Genomic DNA, 20,922 nt, shown 5'->3' on the forward strand with positions numbered 1-20,922 from the left:
GCAGTTTGTCCTTTACAACGGTTTTCTGGCCATGCGGTTGGCTCCGCCGGTCTTTGGTGGCCCCGAAGCGGTCAAAACCAAAAAAACGACTCGGTCCGGCGAACCGGCCAAGGGGTTTTCCTTCAGGATGGGGGGCCTATAGCCGCAAACGCCCTCGCTGACAAGCGAAAGGGCCCGCGACCAGAGTCGCAGGCCCATATTCGCCGCACCACGGTAAAGCGTGCGATCAGGCGACTTTCTTGACCAGCTCGTCCAACGGCTTGCGCACCTTCTTCATGCCAGCCAGCCAGTCGCCCTCAGCGGCGCGATAGCCCAAAGGCAGCAGCGTGACCGAGCGCAGGCCCTTTTCGCGCAGACCAAGGATTTCATCGACCTTGGCCGGGTCAAACCCTTCCATCGGCGTCGCATCCACCTCTTCAAAGGCAGCGGCGGTCACGCCGATGCCAAAGGCGATATAGGCCTGACGGGCGGCGTGCTGGTAATTCTCCTCGGCGGATTTCGGCAGATACATGCCCTTCAGCCGCTCGTAATAGGCGCGCAGATCGTCCGATTTGCCACCGCGCTGGCGCTCGACCTCTTCCACCACCGCATCAATCCGCTCGGCGGTGTAATTGTCCCACGCGGCAAAAACCAAGACATGGCTGCCATCGGTCAATTGCGCCTGATCATAGGCCGCTGCGCGCAGCTTGGCCTTAACCTCGGGGTTCGTGACAACGATCACTTCAAACGGCTGCAATCCGCTGGACGTAGGGGCCAGCTGGATCGCTTTCAGGATCGCATCCACCTTTTCCTGCGGCACGGGCTTGCCCGCATCCATTTTCTTGGTGGCATAGCGCCAGTTCAACTTGTCATGCAAAATCATCGGGTCACACCTTCTTGCGTTTCGGCAGTCCCGGCCATCCGGGGCCTGCCGCTCTTCAGAAGATTTACTTAAACCGACCAGTTCACTTCGCAAGGATCGCAAGCGCAAACCGTCTGCGCGTCAGCGCACAGAAGAGCCGCAGTTTCCGCCCAAAGTTCAGCGCGCGACGACGTCCAGTTTCTTCGCAATCACCGCAGCAGCTTCGGCGACGGCCTCGTCAATCGACATCGCGCTGGTGTCAATCAGCACGGCATCCTCTGCCGCCCGCATCGGCGCATCGGCGCGGCCGGCGTCACGGGCATCGCGTTCGATCACAGCGCGCAAGACCTCGTCATAATCCCCACCGATTTCCAGATGGCGCCGCTTGGCCCGCACTTCGGCGCTGGCCGTCACGAACAGCTTCACGTCGGCGTCGGGGCAAATCACCGTGCCAATGTCCCGCCCATCCAGCACCGCGCCCCCTTCGGCCCGTGCGAAATCACGTTGGAATGCCAGCAACGCCGCCCGCACCTCGGGAATAACCGCAACCTTGCTGGCCGCCTGCCCCGCCTCAAGCGAGCGCAGATCATCGCGGGCCAGATCTTCCGGGGACAGCGTCTTGGCCGCCTCGATCGGGTCGCCCCCCTTCACGCCAACGGCGCGATACAGCGCCCCCGTATCCAGATGCGCAAAACCGAACCGCGCTGCGACGGCTTTCGATATTGTGCCTTTGCCTGCGGCGGCGGGTCCGTCAATGGCCACTGTGAATTGCATGGGAAACTCCTTTTGCGGACCCATAAAACCTGCGGCGATGTCTGTAAAGCAAGCCCTACTGAAGGCGGTTCTGCAAACGCCGCGCAACGGCCCGCGCCAACAGCGCCGCCAAAGCGGCAAGGGTCACGCCGTCCGCGGCCCATTTCAGTTGGGTCAGGCGGCTGATATGGGCCACCATCGCGTCTGTGACGCTAGCCACATCCGTCTCCAGCATCCGTGCGATCCCGGCATTTTCCAGCAAATCCAAGACCGCCGCTGCAATCGCCACGGCGGACAGCAGCGCCGCAGGTCTGCGCGACGACAAACGGAGAAAACACAAGATCAAAGACAGCGCCAAAAGCGGCGGGAAAACCCCATCCAACCGGCCAATGACATCACGGTAAAAGACCCGGCCCTCGTCGCTCAGGGCCGAAAGATAGGCCCGCGCCTCCTCGGCCCCATATCCAAAAGGCCGCAGATCAAAGGGCAAAAGCCCCCCGGCCTCGCGGATCAGAATGGGAGAGCCCCAGAACACCATGATCCCATAGATCAGCAGCGTCAGCCCAAGGGACAGGGCAAAGAACCAGCGGGGCACGGTCAAAGGGTCAGCCTTTTCAAAATGGCCGCGATCGCTTCACAGCCACAGTTGACAGCTTTGCCCCGTTGTGCGGTTCTGGCAAGACAGACGTGGCGGAAGGCACCACAGGGTCTGGCCCCTTTGAAAAGCAGCGAAACCACGATGCGTCCTGTCCCAATCCTCGCCCTTGCCTTAACCACCGGTTTGGGTGCGTGCATTCCCGCCCAAGGTCCGACCTGTACCGATCAGGTCAGCCCACAGGACATTGAAAAAGCGCAAGCTGGCATTGAGGCCCATATCCTCACGCATGAGGGGCCACAGGCTTTGCGAGCCGCGACCACCACCTACAGGCTTACACAAGCAAAACAGTGCGATACGCTCGTGACGCTGTACTATCGCCTCAGGCAAGATATGGATGAGGCCTATGTCGGGGCCGACCGGACTTACCGCGTTGATCTGAAAAGCGGAAAGGTGGACGATCTGACTGTGGGTGACTGAACGCGGTCGGATATTGGCTGCCACTGATAAGTTAAGTCTTAGGAATTTGCAGTCAAAGATGAATGGAATGCATTCTTCCCGCAGGGTCGGACGGCTGCTCTTGACAGAAGCACCGCAGGTCGGCGAGCAAGGCTCCTCGTTTCATTGAAAAAAATTGTCTCGGAACCGTTTCGGCGAAAAGGAGCATCGATTGGTTATAGTTAAGAATGTTGATCGTTTTCGATTACGCAAGCAACTCCGTTCGGCGTTTTCAAGGTTGGAAGGAGGAGAATTCTTCCTTCGAAGAATGAACAGGCACTCCGCTAAGGGTTTTGACTTGTTCCCCGAGCTTTTCTTTTACCTGAAGTTCGGGACAAGGATTGTTAAAATCGAAATGCATGAGGAAGGTTGTGAACATCACGGCACCGAACTCTTTGTGAAAAACGTTGGCCACAACGAAGCTATGCAGCTACTGACCATTATCGTTCCCAAGGATGACTTCGAGCGCGATCGCGTTGCTAAGGAGATCATCGCGTTCTTTGACCCAGCAGTGGGATAGTGCCGTCTTACGCCTTTTAAACTGCGACTTCTCTTTGTAATCGGACCGTTTCTTCTCTCTCTCTCTCTCTCTCTGTATCGTCTTCTCGGGGCGCGTTTCCTAACAACCCATTACTCCCCGAGACTAACCCGTTGATTTCCTTTGCCCACGAAAGCGTCCCCGACGGGGACGCCCCCATCACCCCCGGCGGATGGCCGCGCCAAGGCCGTTCATCAGGCTCTCGAAAATCGGGAATGAGGTCACGATGGGCGACCCATCATCCACCGCGATTTCCTTCTTCGAGGCCATGCCGGCGATCAGGAAAGACATCGCGATCCGGTGGTCCAGATGGGTCTTGCAGTTGCCCCCCCCGGGCATCCCCCCCGGCCCCATGCCGTGAACGATCAGGGTGTCTTCATCTTCCTCGATCCTGACGCCGCAAGCCTCCAGCCCCCGCGCCATCGCATCGATCCGGTCGCTTTCCTTGACCCGCAATTCCTTGACCCCGCGCATCACGGTGCGGCCCGAGGCGAAAGAGGCGACGACCGAGAGGATCGGATATTCGTCGATCATCGACGGCGCACGATCCGGCGGCACCTCGATCCCCTTCATGTCGTCCGAGAACCGCACCCGCAGGTCCGCCACCGGCTCGCCGCCTTCTTCGCGCGGGTTCAGGAAGTCGATCTTCGCGCCCATCTCGACCAGCGTGATGTAAAGACCGTTGCGGGTCAGGTTCTGGCTGACGCCGGGAACGGTGATGTCCGAGCCTTCAACGATCAGTGCCGCACAGGTCGGGAAAGCCGCCGAAGACGGGTCACGCGGCACCGCCACGGTTTGCGGCCGCAACTCGGGCCGCCCGGTCAGGGTGATGACGTGACCTTCGCTGGTTTTCTCGACATTCAGCTTTGCCCCGAAACCCACCAGCATCCGCTCGGAATGGTCGCGGGTCGGTTCTTTTTCGATGACCACGGTTTCGCCCGGCGCATTCAGACCCGCCAGCAAAACCGCCGACTTGACCTGCGCCGAGGCGACCGGCACCGCATAGCGGACCGGCACCGGATTGGCCGCGCCCACCACCGTCATCGGCAACCGCCCGCCCTTGCGCCCATAGGCTTGCGTCCCGAACAGCGACAGAGGATCGGTCACCCGCCCCATCGGACGCTTGCGCAGCGAGGCGTCACCCGTAAAGGTGGCCGTGATCGGCGTCGTCGCCATCGTCCCCATGATCAGCCGCACACCCGTACCCGAGTTGCCGCAATCAATCACATCGGCCGGTTCAGAAAAGCCGCCGACGCCCACACCATTCACCGACCAGGCGCCGGGTCCATGTTGGGTAACTGTCGCGCCAAAGGCCCGCATCGCCTTGGCGGTATCCAGCACATCCTGACCTTCAAGAAGCCCCGTGATCCGGGTTTCCCCAACCGCCATCGCGCCAAAGATCAACGCGCGGTGCGAGATCGACTTGTCTCCCGGAACAGCAGCCTCCCCTTTGAGGGGGCCGCATTTCGCGGAAATCATCGGTTGCGCTTCGCCGTGGCCGGACATTGTCGTCTCCCATTCGTGATTGCCGCCTGATAGCGCAAGCAAGTCGACGGGTCCATATGGGGTTGAAGCCCGAATAACGGGATGCATATGTAATTTATGAATCGACGCAGCCTGATCAAAGGGACCGCCTTGCTGGCTGCCAGTGCAGTCATCGGCGGAACAGCCATGACCTCTCGCAAGAACAAGTACTATTCCGGCCCCGTCAGCGACCATTTCGATGGCACCCGCTTTTTCAATCCCGGTGGAGAAGCGCCGAGGGGTGGACTGGATCTGCTGAAATGGCAGCTTAATGGGAACAGACAAAAATGGCCCGCTTCGGTTGACCTGCCTGCCAAGGCCCGGCCCGAGGCCCGCAAGACCGATTTGACCATCACGATGGTCGGCCACGCGACAATGCTGATTCAGACTGCGGGGATGAACATTTTGACCGATCCGGTGTGGTCTGATCGCGCCAGCCCGCTGGCTTTTGCCGGGCCGAAACGGGTCATCGCGCCGGGCATTGATTTCGCGCATCTGCCAAAGATCGACCTCGTCCTGCTGAGCCATAACCATTATGACCATCTGGACCTGACAACGCTGAAATCGCTGAACGACGCTCACTCTCCGCTGATCGTCACGCCATTGGGCAATGACGCCATTCTTGCCGATGACTTGCCGTCAGCCCGTATCGAGATACGGGATTGGGATGAAGCGGTGCGTTTTGGCGACATGACGATCCATTTCGAGCCGTGTCACCACTGGTCCGCGCGCGGGATGGGGGATCGGTCGATGGCACTTTGGGCAGCGTTTGTTCTGGATGGCCCCGCAGGCAAGATCTTTCATATCGGCGACACAGGCTTTGACGGGGGAAGGCCCTATGGCCGTGTGCGGGAGAAACACGGCAAGATCGACACCGCCATCCTGCCTATTGGCGCCTATGAGCCGCGTTGGTTCATGAAGGCGCAGCACCAAAACCCCGAAGAGGCCGTCGCAGGGCTAGAGATCTTGGGGGCAGATCACGCCGTTGGCCACCATTGGGGAACATTTCAATTGACCGACGAGGCGCGCGACGACCCGCCCGCCGCCTTGGCAAAGGCGTTGAAAGCCAAGGGCGTGGCCGCAGAGCGGTTCGTGCCATTGGCCCCGGCGCAGGTCTGGTCCCCCGCAGAGGTGTAAAGACTATTTCTTTGCGCCAGCCTGAGGGGTGGCAATCTGGTCGTGATCGACAAGGTTCCACGGCAGGCCCGCATTTCGGTAGATGCGCTTTTTCAGGCGCGTGTAATCGCCAACATCATGGTCCAGACGTTGGCCCACGACGATGCAGCGAAACACCTCGGTCCCCGTGTTGCGGATCGAATGCGCCAGACCACCCTTGCGGTAGCCAAGGAAATCGCCGGGGCCGATGGCGTGTTCTTTCTCTCCGATCAAGGCCGTCGCATTGCCCGAAAGCACATAGACGCATTCGTCTTCGTGGTGGTGGACATGATGCTCGGTCGTCTCATGACCCGGTTCGACCTCGATGATGTGGAAACCAAGCCCGGTCAGGCCCGTCGCATCGCCCAAGGACTTGTTCACCCGCTGGGCATTCGGATTCAAGAAATGGGTTTTCTTCAATCCCTCCATCGCCGCGATTTCATCTGCGCGAAGGAGGTAGCGTTCTTCGGACATAGGACAGCCTCACAGGAATTAACCTGATCACTGTAGCGGAAGTCAGGCGCGACGGAAGGTCAGGTAATGCGGATGGCGTCCCTCACGCAGCGCTTTTTGCTCATAACGCGTGGAAATCCAATCTTGCCACGCCTCGCCCTCGCCCGTCTGCGAGACAAGCGTGAATCCCGCCTGCGGGACTTCCTCTAACGTCTGGCGGACATAGTCGGGGATGTCTGTGGCCACACGGAATTCAGCGCCCGGTTTCATCACCCGCGCCAGTTCCTTCAGATAGCCGGGCGTCACAAAACGCCGGCGGTGGTGGCGCGCCTTGGGCCAAGGGTCGGGGTAGTTCAGAAAGGCCTTTTCGATGCTTTGATCGGGAAGCACATCGAAAAGATCGCGGACATCACCGGGATGAATGGTCAGGTTCGTCAGATTGGCCTGTCGGATCTTGCCCAGAAGCATGGCGACGCCGTTGACGAATGGCTCACAGCCTATGAGGCCGATATCCGGGTTTCCGGCGGCCATATGCACTAGATGTTCGCCGCCCCCGAACCCGATTTCCAGCCAGACCGGACGCGGTGTTTCAAAGATCGCCGAGGGGTCGATCTTGGTCCGCGCGGGGTTTTCCTCGCGCGTCAGGTTACGCAGGCGGAGTGGCTCCAGGTCATTTGCCAGATAGTCTTTCTGGCTCGCCCGCAACGTCTTGCCATGCACGCGTCCGTAAAAATTGCGGCGCAGTTCCTGATCGGCCATTGATCGCCCTCCTGATCCGGGGGGCCATTTGTCAGCAGTCACGCCCTTGGTCAAGCCATCTATGCCATGACCGGCCCCAATCAGCCGCCGCCGGGCGAGATTGGGTTCGCGATATCCGTGATCGGTGCTGGCGGGGTTCGACCGCGGAACACGATCGCCTTCATCCGCCGTTCATGCCAATCCAGATAAGCGATCAGTTCAGGCAAAGTGGGGTTAGACCTCTCGACGTAGAATTTCGTGTCGCGCAGGGATTGCTGCATCAGTCCCTTTGGCAAGGTCGCCATCGTCGTGTCATTACGCTTGTTCGAGGGGTACCATCGCGGGCCGCCCAACCAAACGGCCGCAAACATGAGCTTTGCCTTTAACTCTGGCGTACCGCCGACAATCAGGCCGTCATAAAACAGCCGATGCGTTTCCTGCCATGTCCGCGATTTGTAGACCGGGCCATCCTCATTTCCGATCCCGCAATAGGCATCGTGCAAAGCCGCGGCATTGGTAAATTCCTGAGATCGTGGATCGCCGATGATTGAGACAAAGACTTCGGGGATTGAGGCGCCATCTGTCAGCGTGTCTTTGGGCGCAATCCATTTGCGGTTCTGACCGTCGACGAATTCGAGATTTTCGGCCAAGGGATAGAAATCATAGGCTCGGCCCGGAATAACCACCTTCGTAGTGCTTAGGCGAACGGGGGAATTCTGAAAGTAACAGGCCGCCTCGGACGGGCCCTTACATTCCTTGCCAGAGGTCGAGAGACGAAACCCGGCCAGATCTTCGCTGGTGGTTACACATCCAGCAAGAACGACACATGCGGCACAAACCAGCCGCCACTTCTGATAAACAGCGCCAAAGACAGCCATCAAGGACTCACTTCAAAAAATTATGCGCAATGAAAAAGAAAAACGCGCCCCGAAATCAAGGGGCGCGTTGTTTTGTCAGACGGCTTTCTTGAGGGCGTCGATCAAGTCGGTCTTTTCCCAACTAAAGCCACCATCCGCCTCCGGCGCTCTGCCAAAATGGCCATAAGCCGACGTGCGGGCGTAGATCGGGCGGTTCAGATTCAGATGGGTGCGAATGCCGCGCGGGGTCAGATCCATGCAGGTCGCAACGGCATGTTCGATGCGGTCATCTTCGACCTGACCTGTGCCGTGCGTATCGACATAGATCGACAGCGGCTTTGCCACGCCGATGGCGTAGGACACCTGCAAGGTGCAGCGGTCAGCAAGGCCAGCCGCGACGACGTTCTTTGCCAGATACCGTGCAGCATAGGCAGCCGAACGGTCCACCTTGGTCGGATCTTTTCCTGAGAAGGCACCGCCGCCATGCGGGGCCGCACCACCGTAGGTGTCGACGATGATCTTGCGGCCCGTCAGGCCAGCATCACCATCCGGCCCGCCGATCACAAAGGTTCCGGTCGGGTTGACCCACCATTCCGTCTTTTCGGTGATCCAGCCAGAGGGCAGGATTTCGCGGATATAGGGTTCGACGATGGCGCGAATATCGTCGGAAGTTTGGGTTTCAAACTGGTGCTGGGTGGAAAGCACGATCGAGGTGACTTCAACCGGTTTGCCGTCTTCATAGCGCAGCGACAGCTGAGATTTCGCATCGGGCCGCAGCGTCGGTTCTTTGCCGGATTTCCGCACCTCTGCCAGACGGCGCAGGATCGCGTGCGAATAGAGGATGGGAGCCGGCATCAACTCGGGGGTTTCGCGGCAGGCATAGCCGAACATGATACCCTGATCGCCTGCCCCATCCTTATCCACGCCCTGCGCGATATGGGCAGACTGCGGGTGCAGGAAGTTGGCGACCTGAAGGGTCTGCCAGTGGAACTCATCCTGCTCATAGCCGATGTCGCGGACACAATCACGGACGATTGCATCAACACGTTCCATCATGCGGCCCAGATTGGCCTTGTCAGCGAGCCCAACCTCACCGCCGACCACGACCCGGTTGGTGGTAGCAAAGGTTTCGCAGGCGACACGGGCGTTGGGCTCTTCGGTCAGGAAGGCATCAAGGATTGCATCCGAAACGCGGTCACAGACCTTGTCTGGATGGCCTTCGGAAACGGATTCCGAAGTAAAGACATAATTCTTGCGGGTCATGGAAAGTGCTCCGTTGGGGTGATCCCCGCCACGCCAGGAAGCCGTTGTGGCAGTTCTTGAGCCGGGGACGTAGACCTAAACTGGGGCAATATCAAGGCGAGCGCGGCTGGAAGCGTACGAATGACAGGCACAAAAGGCCGAAAAGCAACAGATAGGCAATCAGGTCGCCATGACGGGCATAAAGGGTTTCAGCAAGGCCCGTTGAGAGTTCCGGAACATCCAGAGCGCCGGGCTGGCCGAAGGGTAGGCTGCTGGACACCCCGCCCCGCGCGTCGATCACTGCGGTCACACCTGTATTGCCGACCCTCACCAAGGGCAGCCCCATCTCGATTGCGCGCAGCCGTGACAGTTGGAAGTGCTGGAAAGGCCCTGTGTATGGTCCGAACCATGCATCATTGGTGATTTGAAGGATCCAGTCTGGTCGCGCCACAGAGCGCGGAATGTCGGGAAACACGGCCTCGTAGCAGATCAGGGGTAAAACCCGACCAAGTTTCGGGCCAAGATCCAAGACTTCCGCCCGAGTGCCCGCTGAATAACCGTTGCCGACCTGCGCCGCAAAGGCACCGATGCCGAACCAATTATACAGCACGTCGCCCAAGGGCATGTATTCGCCAAAAGGCACAAGGTGGTGCTTGTCATAGGTCGCCGAGACTTCTCCTTTGCCTTGAACGACGCGAAGGCTGTTCCACCCCTGATCGCCGACAACCCTTTGCACCCCGATGGCAACTGGATTGCCATTGGCGGCAGCGGAAATGATCCCCGGAACTTCCGGAGAGTACTCAAAAAGATAGGGGATCGCTGTTTCCGGCCAAATCGTCAAATCCGCCGGGGTTCCTTGCCGTGTCAGATCCAGTTGCCGCTGAAAGAGCATTCGGGCCTGATCGGGATCCCATTTGAGGTACTGTTCGGCGGCGGGTTGGACAAGACGCAGGGACACATCCCGCATCGGGGTGTCAGGACCATTCCTATGCGAAAGCCCGTTTGCCAGACCAAGGCAAAGAACCGCAACCATAGCTGCCGTTCCCCAATGCCGATGCAGAATTGGCAGCGTTGCGACAAAAAGCGTTGCGACCGTCAGCCCCGTCGCGCCGATGACGGCCGCGTTCTGTTCGATCACGGATCCAAGCCACAGATGACCAATCAACGCCCAAGGGAAGCCGGTGAAAATATACCCGCGCAACAGTTCTGCCGCAGCAAGAAAGACGACGAGCCCGAGAAGCCGGTTTGGCATCAGGACCGAAAGCGCTGAAGCCCCGGCCCAAAAGAGACCAAGTCCGAAAGCCATCAGGATGAAGGCAAATGGCGCCATCCAACCGTAGACCCACGGGTCAACGAGGAAGGGATGCACGATCCAATTCAGGTAGGTGCCGAAATAGCCCGCCCCTATCAGCCAACCTGCCCACCAGGCTCCGACCGCGCCCTTTGCACGCGACATCCGCGCCAAAGCCCAGACCAGAAAGGGAAAGGCCAGATACCACGCCAGAAATGGGGCTTGGGACGTGGCGATGCCTGCCCCGGCCAAAAGATGCAGGCCGGCGTCGCGCCGGTCTGGTCGTGCGGCAAAGAACGCGCGAAGCTTCAAGATGCCTTGGCTTCAGGCTCGGCAGCGGTCACGCCCGGAAGACGCACACGAAGCCGCTTGATCCGGCGGGCATCTGCATCGACGATTTCAAACTCGGCCCCGCTTTCGTGGGGAACGATTTCCCCGCGTGCCGGCACGCGCCCGATCCGCAGAAAGACCAACCCACCGAGCGTGTCGATTTCGCTGTCCTCTTCGCCGTCGTTCAGACGAAGGCCAATGGCAGCCTCGAACTCATCGAGAGGGGCCGTGGATTGGGCAAGATAGACCCCTGGCTTTTCCTCTTTCCAAAGTGCACCTTCGGCTTCGTCATGTTCATCTTCGATTTCACCGATCACGGTTTCGATCAGGTCTTCAATCGTGACCAAACCGTCGACGCCACCGTATTCGTCAATGACCAAGGCCATGTGAACGCGTTCCCGCTGCATCTTTTGCAGCAAGACACCAATCGGCATCGAGGGCGGCGCATACAGCAGAGGGCGCAGCAGTTTTCGCAAAGAGAACCTGCCGCTAGAGCCAAATCCATGCTGAAGTGCGACGTCTTTCAAAAGGACGAGGCCCTGAGGGTGGTCCATCGTGCCTTTGTAGACCGGCAACCGAGAGAAGCCCTGCTCGCGGAAAACCTCGACAAGATCATCCCGACCGATGTCGATTGGCACTGCCACAATTTCCGCCTTGGGGATCGCAACATCATCGACGCGCAAGCGCCGCAAGACGCCAAGCCCCTGCATCGCGCCCGGCACGGCAACCACTGTTGCTTCGGGCTCGGCTGTCGCACTGGGGCTATCTGCCCCCGAGAAAGCACCAAACAATCGTCCCAGCAGGCTTTTTTGCGGAGGTTCCGCGCTGTCGTCCTGCTCATTCAGTTGCGCGCCCTGCGCCGCAGCTGATCCGTCGCTACTACTGCCCATCTGTCCTTTTCCGGCGAAGCACAGGCTTCAATGCTGTGCCCTTAGTATGGATTATCAATGCCGAGGCTTGCAAGTATGGCTACCTCATGGGCTTCCATCAATTCGGCGTCGGCGTCGTCTATATGGTCATAGCCCAGCAAATGCAGAAGACCATGAACGATCAAATGGGTCACATGGGCAGAAATCGGCTTGTCGGCCTCCTCTGCCTCACGGGCACAGGTTTCATAGGCCAAAGCCAGATCGCCCAATTCTTCAGGCATTTCAGGCGTTCCCGGTTCCACCGGATCGGGCTCTTCGCCCGGCGTTTCCGCGGCGCGTTCTTCGGATGGCCAGCTGAGCACATTCGTCGGCTGAGGCTTTCCCCGGAAATCAGCATTCAGCTCGGCGATACGGGTATCATCGCAGGCCAGCAAACACAGGGTCACACCCTGGTTCGGCAAACCAAGATGGTTCAGCGCGGCCTCAACGGCACGCAAAGCCAAGGGTTCAAGCTCTAACGCTTCCCAGCGGCTGTCTTCTATGATGCAATCGACCAAGGGCTCCATGCGCTGCGCCTATATTATGCCTTGGTCGACTGCAATTGGCTTTGATGTCCCACCTTAGCTGGACTGCGCCTCGTCGGTTTCATAGGCCTCGATAATCCGGGCCACCAACGGATGGCGGACAACATCCTTCGACGTAAAGTAGTTGAAGGAAACGCCTTTCACGCCTTTCAGAATCCGTTCCGCCTCTTGCAGACCAGACGCGACACCGCGCGGAAGGTCGATCTGGGTCCGGTCGCCGGTGATAACCATGCGACTGCCTTCACCCAACCGGGTCAGGAACATCTTCATCTGCATTGTGGTCGCGTTCTGTGCCTCATCCAGAACGACGAAGGCATTCGACAAGGTGCGACCACGCATAAAGGCCAGCGGGGCAATCTCGATCCGCTTCTCCTCCATCAGTTTTTGCACCTGCTTGGCCGGCAGAAAGTCATTCAGCGCGTCATAAAGCGGCTGCATGTAGGGGTCGACCTTTTCCTTCATATCGCCCGGAAGGAAACCAAGTCGCTCACCTGCCTCTACTGCCGGACGGCTGAGGATGATCTTTTCCACCGCCCCCGAGATGAACATCGTCACCCCAACAGCCACGGCGAGATATGTTTTGCCGGTACCTGCGGGGCCAATGCCAAATCCAAGCTCATTCTGGAAAAGGTTCGCAACATAGGCCTTTTGGGCCTCGGTTCTCGGCTCGATGGGCTTCTTGCGTGTCCGCAGCTCCATTCCGCTGGAGAACATCTCGATCTGCTCAGCTTCGACCTGAGTTGCCATGCTCATGCGCATTGCACCGTCGATATCGCCTGCGGCCAGACTGCGGCCACTTTCAAGGCGCGCATAGAGGCTCCTGATGATCGCCGCCGCCTGCTCCCTTGCGCCTTTATCCCCGATCACCGAAAGGCGATTTCCACGCCTAAGGATGTGAACCCCCATCTGATGTTCGATCTGTGCGAGATTGCGGTCATATTCACCGCAAAGGTCGATCAACAGGCGGTTGTCTGGGAATTCAAGGACTGTTTCCACAATGTCCTCGGACTTGGTCGGGGGGGTCAGCGCGCTGATGCCCAAGGAGTTCTCCTTCTATCTAGGGCCTGTATGAAGTGTGCGCCCGGTCACATCATCTGGCAAGTACGGAATTACGGGCTGCCCCAATTTCAGGCCAAAACATGCACAAGGATGTGACAACTGCACAGCTTTGCATCAAGTGCGCCTTGAACAAATAAAAAGGGCCGCAGAAACCTGCGGCCCTTTGAGAAAAAATTGGTGACCGGTCAGTTGCCGGCGCGCCGGACAACCGTGCGAATCCCCGGACCGGGAACATAGTCGCGAATGCCTTGCGTACCCGTCTGGTAATTACGAATGATCGTGCCCGGCGGATAATGGCCGTTGCACACGGGCAAGCCCGACACTGGGTCATACCGTGGTGTCGAATAACCCTCGACGCCATCATCCATGATCCAGTTCTGGCAACCATCCGGATCGTAGGCGATTGCCGCCTGACCGTTGCGCAACACGCCACTGTCACGGCCCCTGTCGACACCGGTTGCAATCACGGTATTCGGATCACCGGTATAAGGCGAAAGGCCGTCCTGAACACAGCCCGCCAAAGCGAGCACCAAGGGTACAGAGGCCATGAGCTTTGCGATACGATTTGCCATGATCCTCACCACCTGTAGCAGACGACTTCGACGCGACGGTTCTTTTGCATCCCCGCCGCAGTGCTGTTCGAGGCGATCGGCTGGCGCTCGCCAAATCCGATCTCACGCTCGACATGCGCCCCAACAGAACGCGCGACCGAGGCGACAGCCGCGGCACGGCGCTTGGAAAGGCCCATGTTGTATTCATCCGAGGCGCGGCTGTCGGTATGGCCATAGATCGCATAGCCAAAGGCACCGGCCTGCTGGAAGAAGGAACGAAGACGATCCCGACCGCTCGCCGTCAGCTTTGCGCTGTCAGTAGCAAAAAGGGTGTCCGTGTTTTCGACCAGACAAGTATTTTTCTTCAGGCAAACAGGCTTGCCGTTCGCTGGATTGCGGCGCGGCACCATATAGCCCTCAAGACCGCCATCGGCCCACCAGTGCATACAGCCGTCGTCGTCAATCCAGACGCCCCATTCAATCTTTCCGGTAACCTCAGGTGCGGTTTGCGCCATTGTTGCTGTCGCGCCCGACAATCCAACAGCTAACGCAGCCCCCCCCAGGACCATTCGCAATGCCTTGGAAACTTTCTCCACAGCGGCAGCCCCTTCTTTTTATGACTAGTACGAGCAGACTTGGATTTAGGATTGCCGTCCCGAAATCGTGAAGTAAAGCGAAATCTGAATAAATTAGGGCATTTATATGATCAGCCCCCCCGTAAAAACACCTGTGGTTGCCACATTTCACGCGCTTCGTTTCCGCGTCGGAAACAGTCTATTCAGCAACGTTGCTGTCAGAATTAGGAAATTCGGATTGCTGACAGTGAGTTGGTTACCGCGCCCGTAATCCGCACACGGACGAGTTCGCCAACAACACCGGCTGGATCGTCCACATGCACTGCATGAAGATGATCGGACTTTCCGACCATCTGCCCCGGCAAGCGCCCGGCCTTTTCATAAAGGACACCAACTTCGCGCCCAACCATCCCGTTTTGCGCCGCACGCTGCTGTTCGGTGACCAGCGCCTGCAACACTTGCAGTCGTTCGTCGGCAACACTGGCCTCGACCGCGGCCTTCTCGGCTGCGGGCGTCCCCGGACGTGCCGAATACTTGAAGCTGAATGCCGCCCCATAGGTGACACGGCGGATCAAATCCATCGTGTCTTCAAAATCCTTGTCACTCTCGCCCGGGAAACCAACGATGAAATCCGACGAAAGCAAAAGATCTGGACGCGCCTCCTTGATCCGATCAACAAGGTGGAAATAATCGTCCCGCGTATGTTTGCGGTTCATCGCCTTGAGAATCCGGTCGCTGCCAGATTGCACAGGCAAATGAAGATAGGGCATCAATTGCGGCAAGTCGCCATGCGCCGCAATCAGGTCATCTTCCATGTCGTTGGGATGGCTGGTCGTATAGCGGATGCGATCAAGACCATCAATTTCCGCCAGCGTCCGGATCAGGCGCGCAAGGGTCCAAGCCCCGCCCGAGCCCTCACCGTGATAGGCATTGACGTTCTGACCCAGCAGAGTGATTTCGCGCACACCGCGGCTGACCAGATCACGAGCCTCGCGCAGGATGCGGTCAACCGGACGGCTGACTTCTGCGCCGCGCGTGTAAGGCACCACGCAAAAGGCGCAAAACTTGTCGCATCCTTCCTGAACGGTCAGAAAGGCTGTCGGGCCGCGCTTTGCTTTGCGCTCGGGCAAATGGTCGAACTTGTCTTCCTCGGGGAAATCCGTGTCGACCTGCGGCACACCGGATTTCGCCAATTGAGGCAAGCGGTGATAGGCCTGCGGTCCGACCACCAGATCGACCAAGGGCATTCTGCGCTGAATCTCGGCCCCTTCGGCCTGTGCAACGCAGCCAGCCACGCCAATCTTCAAATCGGGCTTCTCGGCCTTCAGCGGCTTTAGCCGACCCAGATCGGAATAAAGCTTCTCACTGGCTTTTTCCCGAATGTGGCAAGTGTTCAGCAGCACCATGTCTGCCTCGTCCACCTTGTCGGTCGTCACATAACCTTCCGCCCCCATGGCTTCGGCCATGCGTTCGCTGTCATAGACGTTCATCTGGCAACCATAGGTCTTGATGAACAGCTTTTTAGGTTCGGACATTTCGCTTACCACCGGGGCCGATCTTGAAACGCTGGCGTTCTACAGGGAACCGCCCCCCAGCGCAACGCAGGGATCACTCGTCGACTGCAAGACCCGGAGCGCTGCGCGGATATTCCGGAAGACCGTCGTTGATCGAATAGAACCCGGGCCGGTGTTCGGTGAAGATATGACATTCCGCGACAAGTTGCGATGGGTCATCAATGGCACCCGCCAAGACCGAGACATAAGGCAGGTTCTTCCCATCCCAAAACAAGGCAGATCCACAGTTTGAACAGAAGCCGCGTCGTGCGAAATCAGAGGCTGCAAACCAAGTAATGTTCTGCGCCCCTTCGATGACCAAATCCGCCCTCGGAATGGCCGTCGCCGCATAGTAAAGCCCGGTTTGCCGCCGGCATTGCTCGCAGTGACAATAAACGACATCTCGCAATGGCGACTGTGTTTTGAACCGTACTTTTCCGCAAAGACATCCACCTGTGACCATTCCCAGCTCCCAATCCGATTTCGCCTAACATTTACCAGCGGCGTTCAAAGTCTTCGCGCTTCTCGACGCAAAAGAGGCAGTTACCGACCGAGACCGGGCTTGCAACATGGCGCTGCTTGAACGATTCTTGTCTTGAAAATGAAAGTATGACTCCATGCGCTACGACAGCCTGACCGACTTCCTGAGTGACGGCAAAGATGCCTTGGCCAAAGGCCCGGTCGCGGTCATCGTTGCCGAAGATGAAATCGAAATCGATACAACGCTTCGGCATCATCAACGCGCGGGGTTCCGCGAAGTCGTTCTTTTTGCGCCGGAACAGATTTCCCTACCCGAGAAGCTTGAAAACACCATCCACAGGGTCGACCACGACGTTCATGCCGAAGGGGCACTGGTCACAGCGGTCAATGCCATTATCGACGCGGCACCGGGGATCTGGCTTTTCTACTGCTATAACACCGAATACCTTTTCCATCCGTTCTGCGAAAACCGTAACATCCGCGAACTGATCGCCTTTCACACCGAAGAACGACGCGAGGCGTTGTTGACCTATGTGATTGATCTTTACGCTGGTGATCTGGACACCTATCCGAACGCCGTTTCACTGGAAGATGCCCATCTCGACAAATCGGGCTATTATGCGCTTGGGCGCCCGGATCCCGAGAACAACCACTACCCCAAAGAACGCCAGCTTGATTTCTTTGGCGGATTGCGTTGGCGGTTCGAAGAACATGTGCCGTGGGAACGCCGCAAGATTGACCGGATTTGTCTTTTCAAGACCAAACCCGGGCTGAAACTGCGTCCTGACTTCACGCTGAACGATGAAGAGATGAACACCTATGCCTGCCCTTGGCATAACAATCTGACCACAGCTCTTGCCTCTTTCAGAACAGCCAAGGCACTGCGCGCCAATCCCGGATCACGCTATGCGATCAACGATTTCAAGTGGCGCAACACGGTGCCTTTTGAATGGCACAGCCAGCAGTTGATGGATCTTGGATTGATGGAACCCGGCCAGTGGTTCTGACGACTTACAACGCGTAAGCTGAAAGCTCAGTATTCGACGCGTCGCTCTTTCCAGCCCTGCAAGCAACACGCTCGACATCGACAAAAATCACGGCTGGATTGCGGATTTGCTGATCGGCGATTGTGCTGACAAGCGTATCCAGAGTGCATTCGACATGCCGCTCTCCGGCTTTGGCGACATTCTGGGCGAGTGTCACAGGCGCTTTATCAGACACCCCTGCAGCGATCAGGCGGGACCGAAGTTGTGCGGCCAAATGAATGCCCATGTAAATCGCCAGACGCGTCCCCGGTGCAATTGATCTGGCGAAATCTTCGGGCAACTCCCCTGTCATAGCTGTGGCTGTCAGCATCAAGAGCCGGTCGAACTTCCCACGCTCAGTCAACGGGCAAAGCGTCGAAGCCGCTGCTGCCGAGGCCGCAGTCACACCCGGAATGATGTCGACCGGGATGCCATGAAGTTGCGCCGCGGCGATTTCCTCGGCCGCCCGACCAAAGATCGACGGATCGCCTGATTTCAACCGAACAACCCGCTTACCGGCGAGTGCAGCCATGACAATTGCAGCATCGATCCGATCTTGGGGCCATTTGCATCGCCCAACCTCTTTCCCGACATTGACCTGCTCGGCAGACGTCGGGATCAGAGCCAGCACCTCTGGATCAATCAGGCGGTCAAAGAAGACAATATCAGCCTCTTGCAGCCTTTTCAGTGCACGGATCGTCAGCAGATCGGCCGCACCCGGCCCAGCCCCGACAAGGCTGATGCGTCCACAAGCTTGCGTGAAATCTTGAGGGAAAGGCAAATGGGTCATTCGGCTGCCTCTTTCAACATCGGCTGGAATTGCGCGATCAATGCCGCGAGTTCTGGCTTGCACGACCCGCAGTTGGTGCCGGCCTGCAGCATTTTGCCAAGATCAGGAACCGACCGGCATCCGCCTTCGGAAATCGCTTGGGCAATCGTGTTTCGACCGACGCCAAAGCAGGCGCAAACCACCGGGCCGGGATCTGGGCGTTCGCCCGATGGTCGTCCGGACAAGGCGCCACCGTGCAGGGGCTGTCCAAGCAAGTCTTCCACAGTCCCGCGCGACAACGCGACTGGTTGCGGACCCACAAAAAGCGCCGCGCAGACAACATCATCGACGGCAAAGGCGATGCGAACCTGACCGCGGGCGGCGTCGTGATAGGCGACGGCACTGGCTTCCGATGGAACGGAAAGGCACGAGCGCGCCCACCTTTCCCAGTCTTCGGGCATTCCGTTGCCCGCAAGTTCCACGCGATAGCCGGCCTCAATCGCAGACAAGGCCCAGTAGTCCGCTTGCGGCTTGATCTCGCAGCTTGAAACCGCGAAACCATACCACCCTGCCTGAAACCTGCGCAGCGCAACAGCCGCCGCCTTGCTTTCCGGCTGGCCGGAAATCGGGTCGACAAGGCTGGGCACCAAGGCATCAATCCGGCCCGTTGGTGCCGTTTCGCCCGTCCAGTGCATCGGTGCAAAGGGCGTCCCGCGACCGACGCGATCAGAAATCAGAACCCGCAGAATGCCACGGCCATATGCATTCGAAACCTCCACCAGATCGGCGGTGCTGATGCCCAAAGATCGCGCATCTTCTGGATGCAGTTCCAGAAACGGCTCCCCCAGATGCTGGTTCAGGCGCGGGGCCCGTGCGGTCCGGGTCATCGTGTGCCACTGGTCGCGGATCCGCCCGGTGTTCAAACGGAAGGGTTGATCGCCGCCAACCTGCTGCGGTTCACGCGGGGTGACGGCGACCAGCCGCGCTTTTCCATCCGCCGTGTGGAAGCGTCCGTCAGCAAAGAAGCGTCCGCCCTTCTTCTGCTCGGAGGCAGGCCAGACAAAAGGCCGTTGCCGATCATATTCCGCCTTATCCGTTCCCGCATAATCAGAGATGTCGAAGTCGCTGCCCAAGCTTCCGGCAACGCCCGAAAGTGCCGCATATTCGGCAAAGATCTGATCCGGACCGTTCCATTCAAAACCGTGAAATCCCATCCGACGCGCGACTTCGGCCAGTTGCCACCAATCAGGGCGGGTTTTACCCGGAGCGTCCCGATAAGGCCGTTGACGGCTGATGCGGCGTTCGGAATTGGTCACAGTGCCGTCTTTTTCGCCCCATGCGGCGGCTGGCAGCAAGACGTCGGCCAAACGCGCCGTGTCTGTGGCCGCGGTGACATCGCTGACGACGGTAAACGCACAATTGGAAATCGCGCGGGCGACCCTGTCTGCCTCGGGCATCGAAACAGCCGGATTGGTGTGAATGATCCACAGCGCTTTGATCCGCCCGTCTTCCACGGCGCGGAACATGTCAACGGCTTTCAACCCCGGCTTTTCTGCCATCGTTGGGCTGTGCCAGAAGTCTTGAACAGCAGCCCGATGTGCCGCGTTTTCAAGATCCAGATGGCAGGCCAGCATATTGGCAAGCCCGCCCACCTCGCGCCCGCCCATGGCGTTGGGCTGGCCCGTCACCGAAAACGGCCCCATTCCCGGACGTCCGATCCGGCCCGTTGCAAGATGGCAGTTCAGGATCGCGTTGACCTTGTCTGTCCCACTCGTCGACTGGTTGATCCCTTGGGAATAAACGGTAACGACCTTCTCTGTTTCGGTCCAAAGTTTCAGAAACGCCGAAAGATCTGCCTCAGACAAACCCGTCTCATACGAGGCCGATGCCTCAGCCGCGGCGAGGGCGGCGTCAAGCCCAGTGGTGTGGCCAATAAACGCGGCATCAACCTTCCCTGCCCTGACGATTTCAACCAAAAGCGCATTGAACAGCGCCGCATCAGATCCGGGGCGCAAGGCCAGATGCAGGTCGGCCAGATCGCAGGTCGCCGTCCGGCGCGGATCTACCACCACCACTTTCATCGCAGGGTTTGCGGCCTTTGCCGCAGCCAGCCTTTGGAACAGGATCGGGTGGCACCATGCCAGGTTTGATCCGACAAGCACGACAAGGTCAGCTTGCTCCAGATCTTCGTATTGCCCCGGCACAGTGTCTGTGCCGAAAGCGCGACGGTGCCCTGCCACAGATGACGCCATGCAAAGCCGCGAATTGGTGTCGATGTTCGCGCTGCCGATAAAGCCCTTCATCAACTTGTTGGCGACGTAATAATCCTCGGTCAGCAACTGGCCCGAAACGTAAAAAGCCACCGCATCCGGCCCATGTTCCTTGATGGCGGCGGAAAATCTGGCCGCGACCAAATCCAGTGCCGCGTCCCAGTCTGCCTCTTTGCCAGCAATTTGCGGGGCGAGAAGGCGATTGTGCAGCCCAACCGTCTCTCCCAAGGCTGACCCTTTAGAGCAAAGCCGCCCAAAGTTAGCAGGGTGATCCGGGTCTCCTTTGACAGAGACGGACCCATTTTCTCCGGCGGTCAAAAGCACTCCGCATCCTACGCCGCAATAGGGACAAGTAGATTTGACCGTCACCAT

Annotated in this window: 22 protein-coding genes and 1 riboswitch; of the genes, 4 read left to right on the forward strand and 18 right to left on the reverse strand. The window is 58.6% G+C overall.

Going from position 1 to position 20,922, the window contains the following annotated elements; translation table 11 throughout:
* Positions 1-226 precede the first annotated feature (226 nt).
* The 3 genes from ACSBLW_RS08620 to ACSBLW_RS08630 all read right to left on the reverse strand — a co-directional run bounded on the left by ACSBLW_RS08620 (position 227) and on the right by ACSBLW_RS08630 (position 2,195).
* A complete protein-coding gene (locus ACSBLW_RS08620; RefSeq protein WP_435259805.1) occupies positions 227-862 on the reverse strand; it encodes an NAD(P)H-dependent oxidoreductase in 636 nt (211 codons plus the stop codon).
* A gap of 156 nt (positions 863-1,018) precedes the next feature.
* Positions 1,019-1,615 (reverse strand): (d)CMP kinase, encoded by a 597-nt coding sequence (locus ACSBLW_RS08625; RefSeq protein ID WP_435259806.1) that lies wholly within the window; start codon positions 1,613-1,615, stop codon positions 1,019-1,021.
* A 55-nt stretch (positions 1,616-1,670) separates the two neighbouring features.
* Positions 1,671-2,195, reverse strand: coding sequence for a hypothetical protein (locus ACSBLW_RS08630; RefSeq protein WP_435259807.1), 525 nt, complete (start codon positions 2,193-2,195; stop codon positions 1,671-1,673).
* Between the two features lie 138 nt (positions 2,196-2,333).
* Here ACSBLW_RS08630 and ACSBLW_RS08635 point away from each other — a divergent pair, with 138 nt between their 5' ends.
* Positions 2,334-2,669, forward strand: coding sequence for a hypothetical protein (locus ACSBLW_RS08635; protein WP_435259808.1), 336 nt, complete (start codon positions 2,334-2,336; stop codon positions 2,667-2,669).
* Between the two features lie 190 nt (positions 2,670-2,859).
* Entirely contained in the window at positions 2,860-3,207 is a 348-nt protein-coding gene (locus tag ACSBLW_RS08640) for a hypothetical protein (protein WP_435259809.1), read from the forward strand.
* Positions 3,208-3,384: 177 nt separating this feature from the next.
* Here ACSBLW_RS08640 and aroA read toward each other — a convergent pair whose 3' ends face one another.
* Positions 3,385-4,731, reverse strand: a complete 1,347-nt coding sequence (aroA, locus tag ACSBLW_RS08645) for a 3-phosphoshikimate 1-carboxyvinyltransferase (RefSeq protein ID WP_435259810.1) — start codon at positions 4,729-4,731, stop codon at positions 3,385-3,387.
* A gap of 96 nt (positions 4,732-4,827) precedes the next feature.
* On the opposite strand from aroA, the gene ACSBLW_RS08650 reads away from it, so the two are divergent.
* Complete coding sequence (locus ACSBLW_RS08650; RefSeq protein ID WP_435259811.1) at positions 4,828-5,886, forward strand: MBL fold metallo-hydrolase; 1,059 nt, start codon at positions 4,828-4,830, stop codon at positions 5,884-5,886.
* A gap of 3 nt (positions 5,887-5,889) precedes the next feature.
* Here the strand turns inward: ACSBLW_RS08650 and ACSBLW_RS08655 are convergent, their stop codons facing one another.
* From ACSBLW_RS08655 to ACSBLW_RS08710, 12 genes are all read right to left on the reverse strand, one after another.
* A complete protein-coding gene (locus ACSBLW_RS08655) occupies positions 5,890-6,378 on the reverse strand; it encodes a cupin domain-containing protein (RefSeq protein WP_435259812.1) in 489 nt (162 codons plus the stop codon).
* 42 nt (positions 6,379-6,420) lie between these two features.
* Positions 6,421-7,116 carry a tRNA (guanosine(46)-N7)-methyltransferase TrmB gene (gene trmB, locus ACSBLW_RS08660; RefSeq protein ID WP_435259813.1) on the reverse strand — a complete coding sequence of 232 codons (696 nt, stop codon included), beginning with the start codon at positions 7,114-7,116 and terminating at the stop codon, positions 6,421-6,423.
* Between the two features lie 80 nt (positions 7,117-7,196).
* Positions 7,197-7,973, reverse strand: coding sequence for a DUF1353 domain-containing protein (locus tag ACSBLW_RS08665; RefSeq protein ID WP_435259814.1), 777 nt, complete (start codon positions 7,971-7,973; stop codon positions 7,197-7,199).
* A gap of 75 nt (positions 7,974-8,048) precedes the next feature.
* A complete protein-coding gene (gene metK, locus ACSBLW_RS08670) occupies positions 8,049-9,215 on the reverse strand; it encodes a methionine adenosyltransferase (RefSeq protein ID WP_435259815.1) in 1,167 nt (388 codons plus the stop codon).
* A 6-nt stretch (positions 9,216-9,221) separates the two neighbouring features.
* A riboswitch (SAM-SAH riboswitch) is annotated at positions 9,222-9,271 on the reverse strand.
* Between the two features lie 35 nt (positions 9,272-9,306).
* Positions 9,307-10,797, reverse strand: a complete 1,491-nt coding sequence (gene lnt / locus ACSBLW_RS08675; protein ID WP_435259816.1) for an apolipoprotein N-acyltransferase — start codon at positions 10,795-10,797, stop codon at positions 9,307-9,309.
* Positions 10,794-11,705: a hemolysin family protein gene (locus tag ACSBLW_RS08680; protein WP_435259817.1), complete on the reverse strand. Its 912-nt coding sequence runs from the start codon at positions 11,703-11,705 to the stop codon at positions 10,794-10,796. Before ACSBLW_RS08680 ends, lnt begins: the two co-directional genes overlap by 4 nt.
* 41 nt (positions 11,706-11,746) lie before the next feature.
* Positions 11,747-12,250: an rRNA maturation RNase YbeY gene (ybeY, locus tag ACSBLW_RS08685; protein WP_435259818.1), complete on the reverse strand. Its 504-nt coding sequence runs from the start codon at positions 12,248-12,250 to the stop codon at positions 11,747-11,749.
* Positions 12,251-12,304: 54 nt separating this feature from the next.
* Complete coding sequence (locus tag ACSBLW_RS08690) at positions 12,305-13,309, reverse strand: PhoH family protein (RefSeq protein ID WP_435259819.1); 1,005 nt, start codon at positions 13,307-13,309, stop codon at positions 12,305-12,307.
* A gap of 203 nt (positions 13,310-13,512) precedes the next feature.
* Positions 13,513-13,899, reverse strand: coding sequence for a hypothetical protein (locus ACSBLW_RS08695; protein ID WP_435259820.1), 387 nt, complete (start codon positions 13,897-13,899; stop codon positions 13,513-13,515).
* A gap of 5 nt (positions 13,900-13,904) precedes the next feature.
* Positions 13,905-14,474: an OmpA family protein gene (locus ACSBLW_RS08700; RefSeq protein ID WP_435259821.1), complete on the reverse strand. Its 570-nt coding sequence runs from the start codon at positions 14,472-14,474 to the stop codon at positions 13,905-13,907.
* 203 nt (positions 14,475-14,677) lie between these two features.
* Complete coding sequence (gene miaB, locus ACSBLW_RS08705) at positions 14,678-15,988, reverse strand: tRNA (N6-isopentenyl adenosine(37)-C2)-methylthiotransferase MiaB (RefSeq protein WP_435259822.1); 1,311 nt, start codon at positions 15,986-15,988, stop codon at positions 14,678-14,680.
* A gap of 73 nt (positions 15,989-16,061) precedes the next feature.
* Positions 16,062-16,469: a GFA family protein gene (locus tag ACSBLW_RS08710; protein WP_435259823.1), complete on the reverse strand. Its 408-nt coding sequence runs from the start codon at positions 16,467-16,469 to the stop codon at positions 16,062-16,064.
* Positions 16,470-16,623: 154 nt separating this feature from the next.
* On the opposite strand from ACSBLW_RS08710, the gene ACSBLW_RS08715 reads away from it, so the two are divergent.
* Positions 16,624-17,493: a glycosyltransferase family 2 protein gene (locus tag ACSBLW_RS08715; RefSeq protein ID WP_435259824.1), complete on the forward strand. Its 870-nt coding sequence runs from the start codon at positions 16,624-16,626 to the stop codon at positions 17,491-17,493.
* A 4-nt stretch (positions 17,494-17,497) separates the two neighbouring features.
* Here ACSBLW_RS08715 and cobA read toward each other — a convergent pair whose 3' ends face one another.
* On the reverse strand, positions 17,498-18,301 hold the full coding sequence (gene cobA, locus ACSBLW_RS08720; protein ID WP_435259825.1) for a uroporphyrinogen-III C-methyltransferase: 804 nt from the start codon (positions 18,299-18,301) through the stop codon (positions 17,498-17,500).
* Complete coding sequence (locus ACSBLW_RS08725; protein WP_435259826.1) at positions 18,298-20,922, reverse strand: molybdopterin-dependent oxidoreductase; 2,625 nt, start codon at positions 20,920-20,922, stop codon at positions 18,298-18,300. Before ACSBLW_RS08725 ends, cobA begins: the two co-directional genes overlap by 4 nt.

The organism is Thioclava sp. FR2 (assembly GCF_051200875.1).
In the GTDB taxonomy this organism is placed as follows: Bacteria; Pseudomonadota; Alphaproteobacteria; order Rhodobacterales; family Rhodobacteraceae; genus Pseudotabrizicola.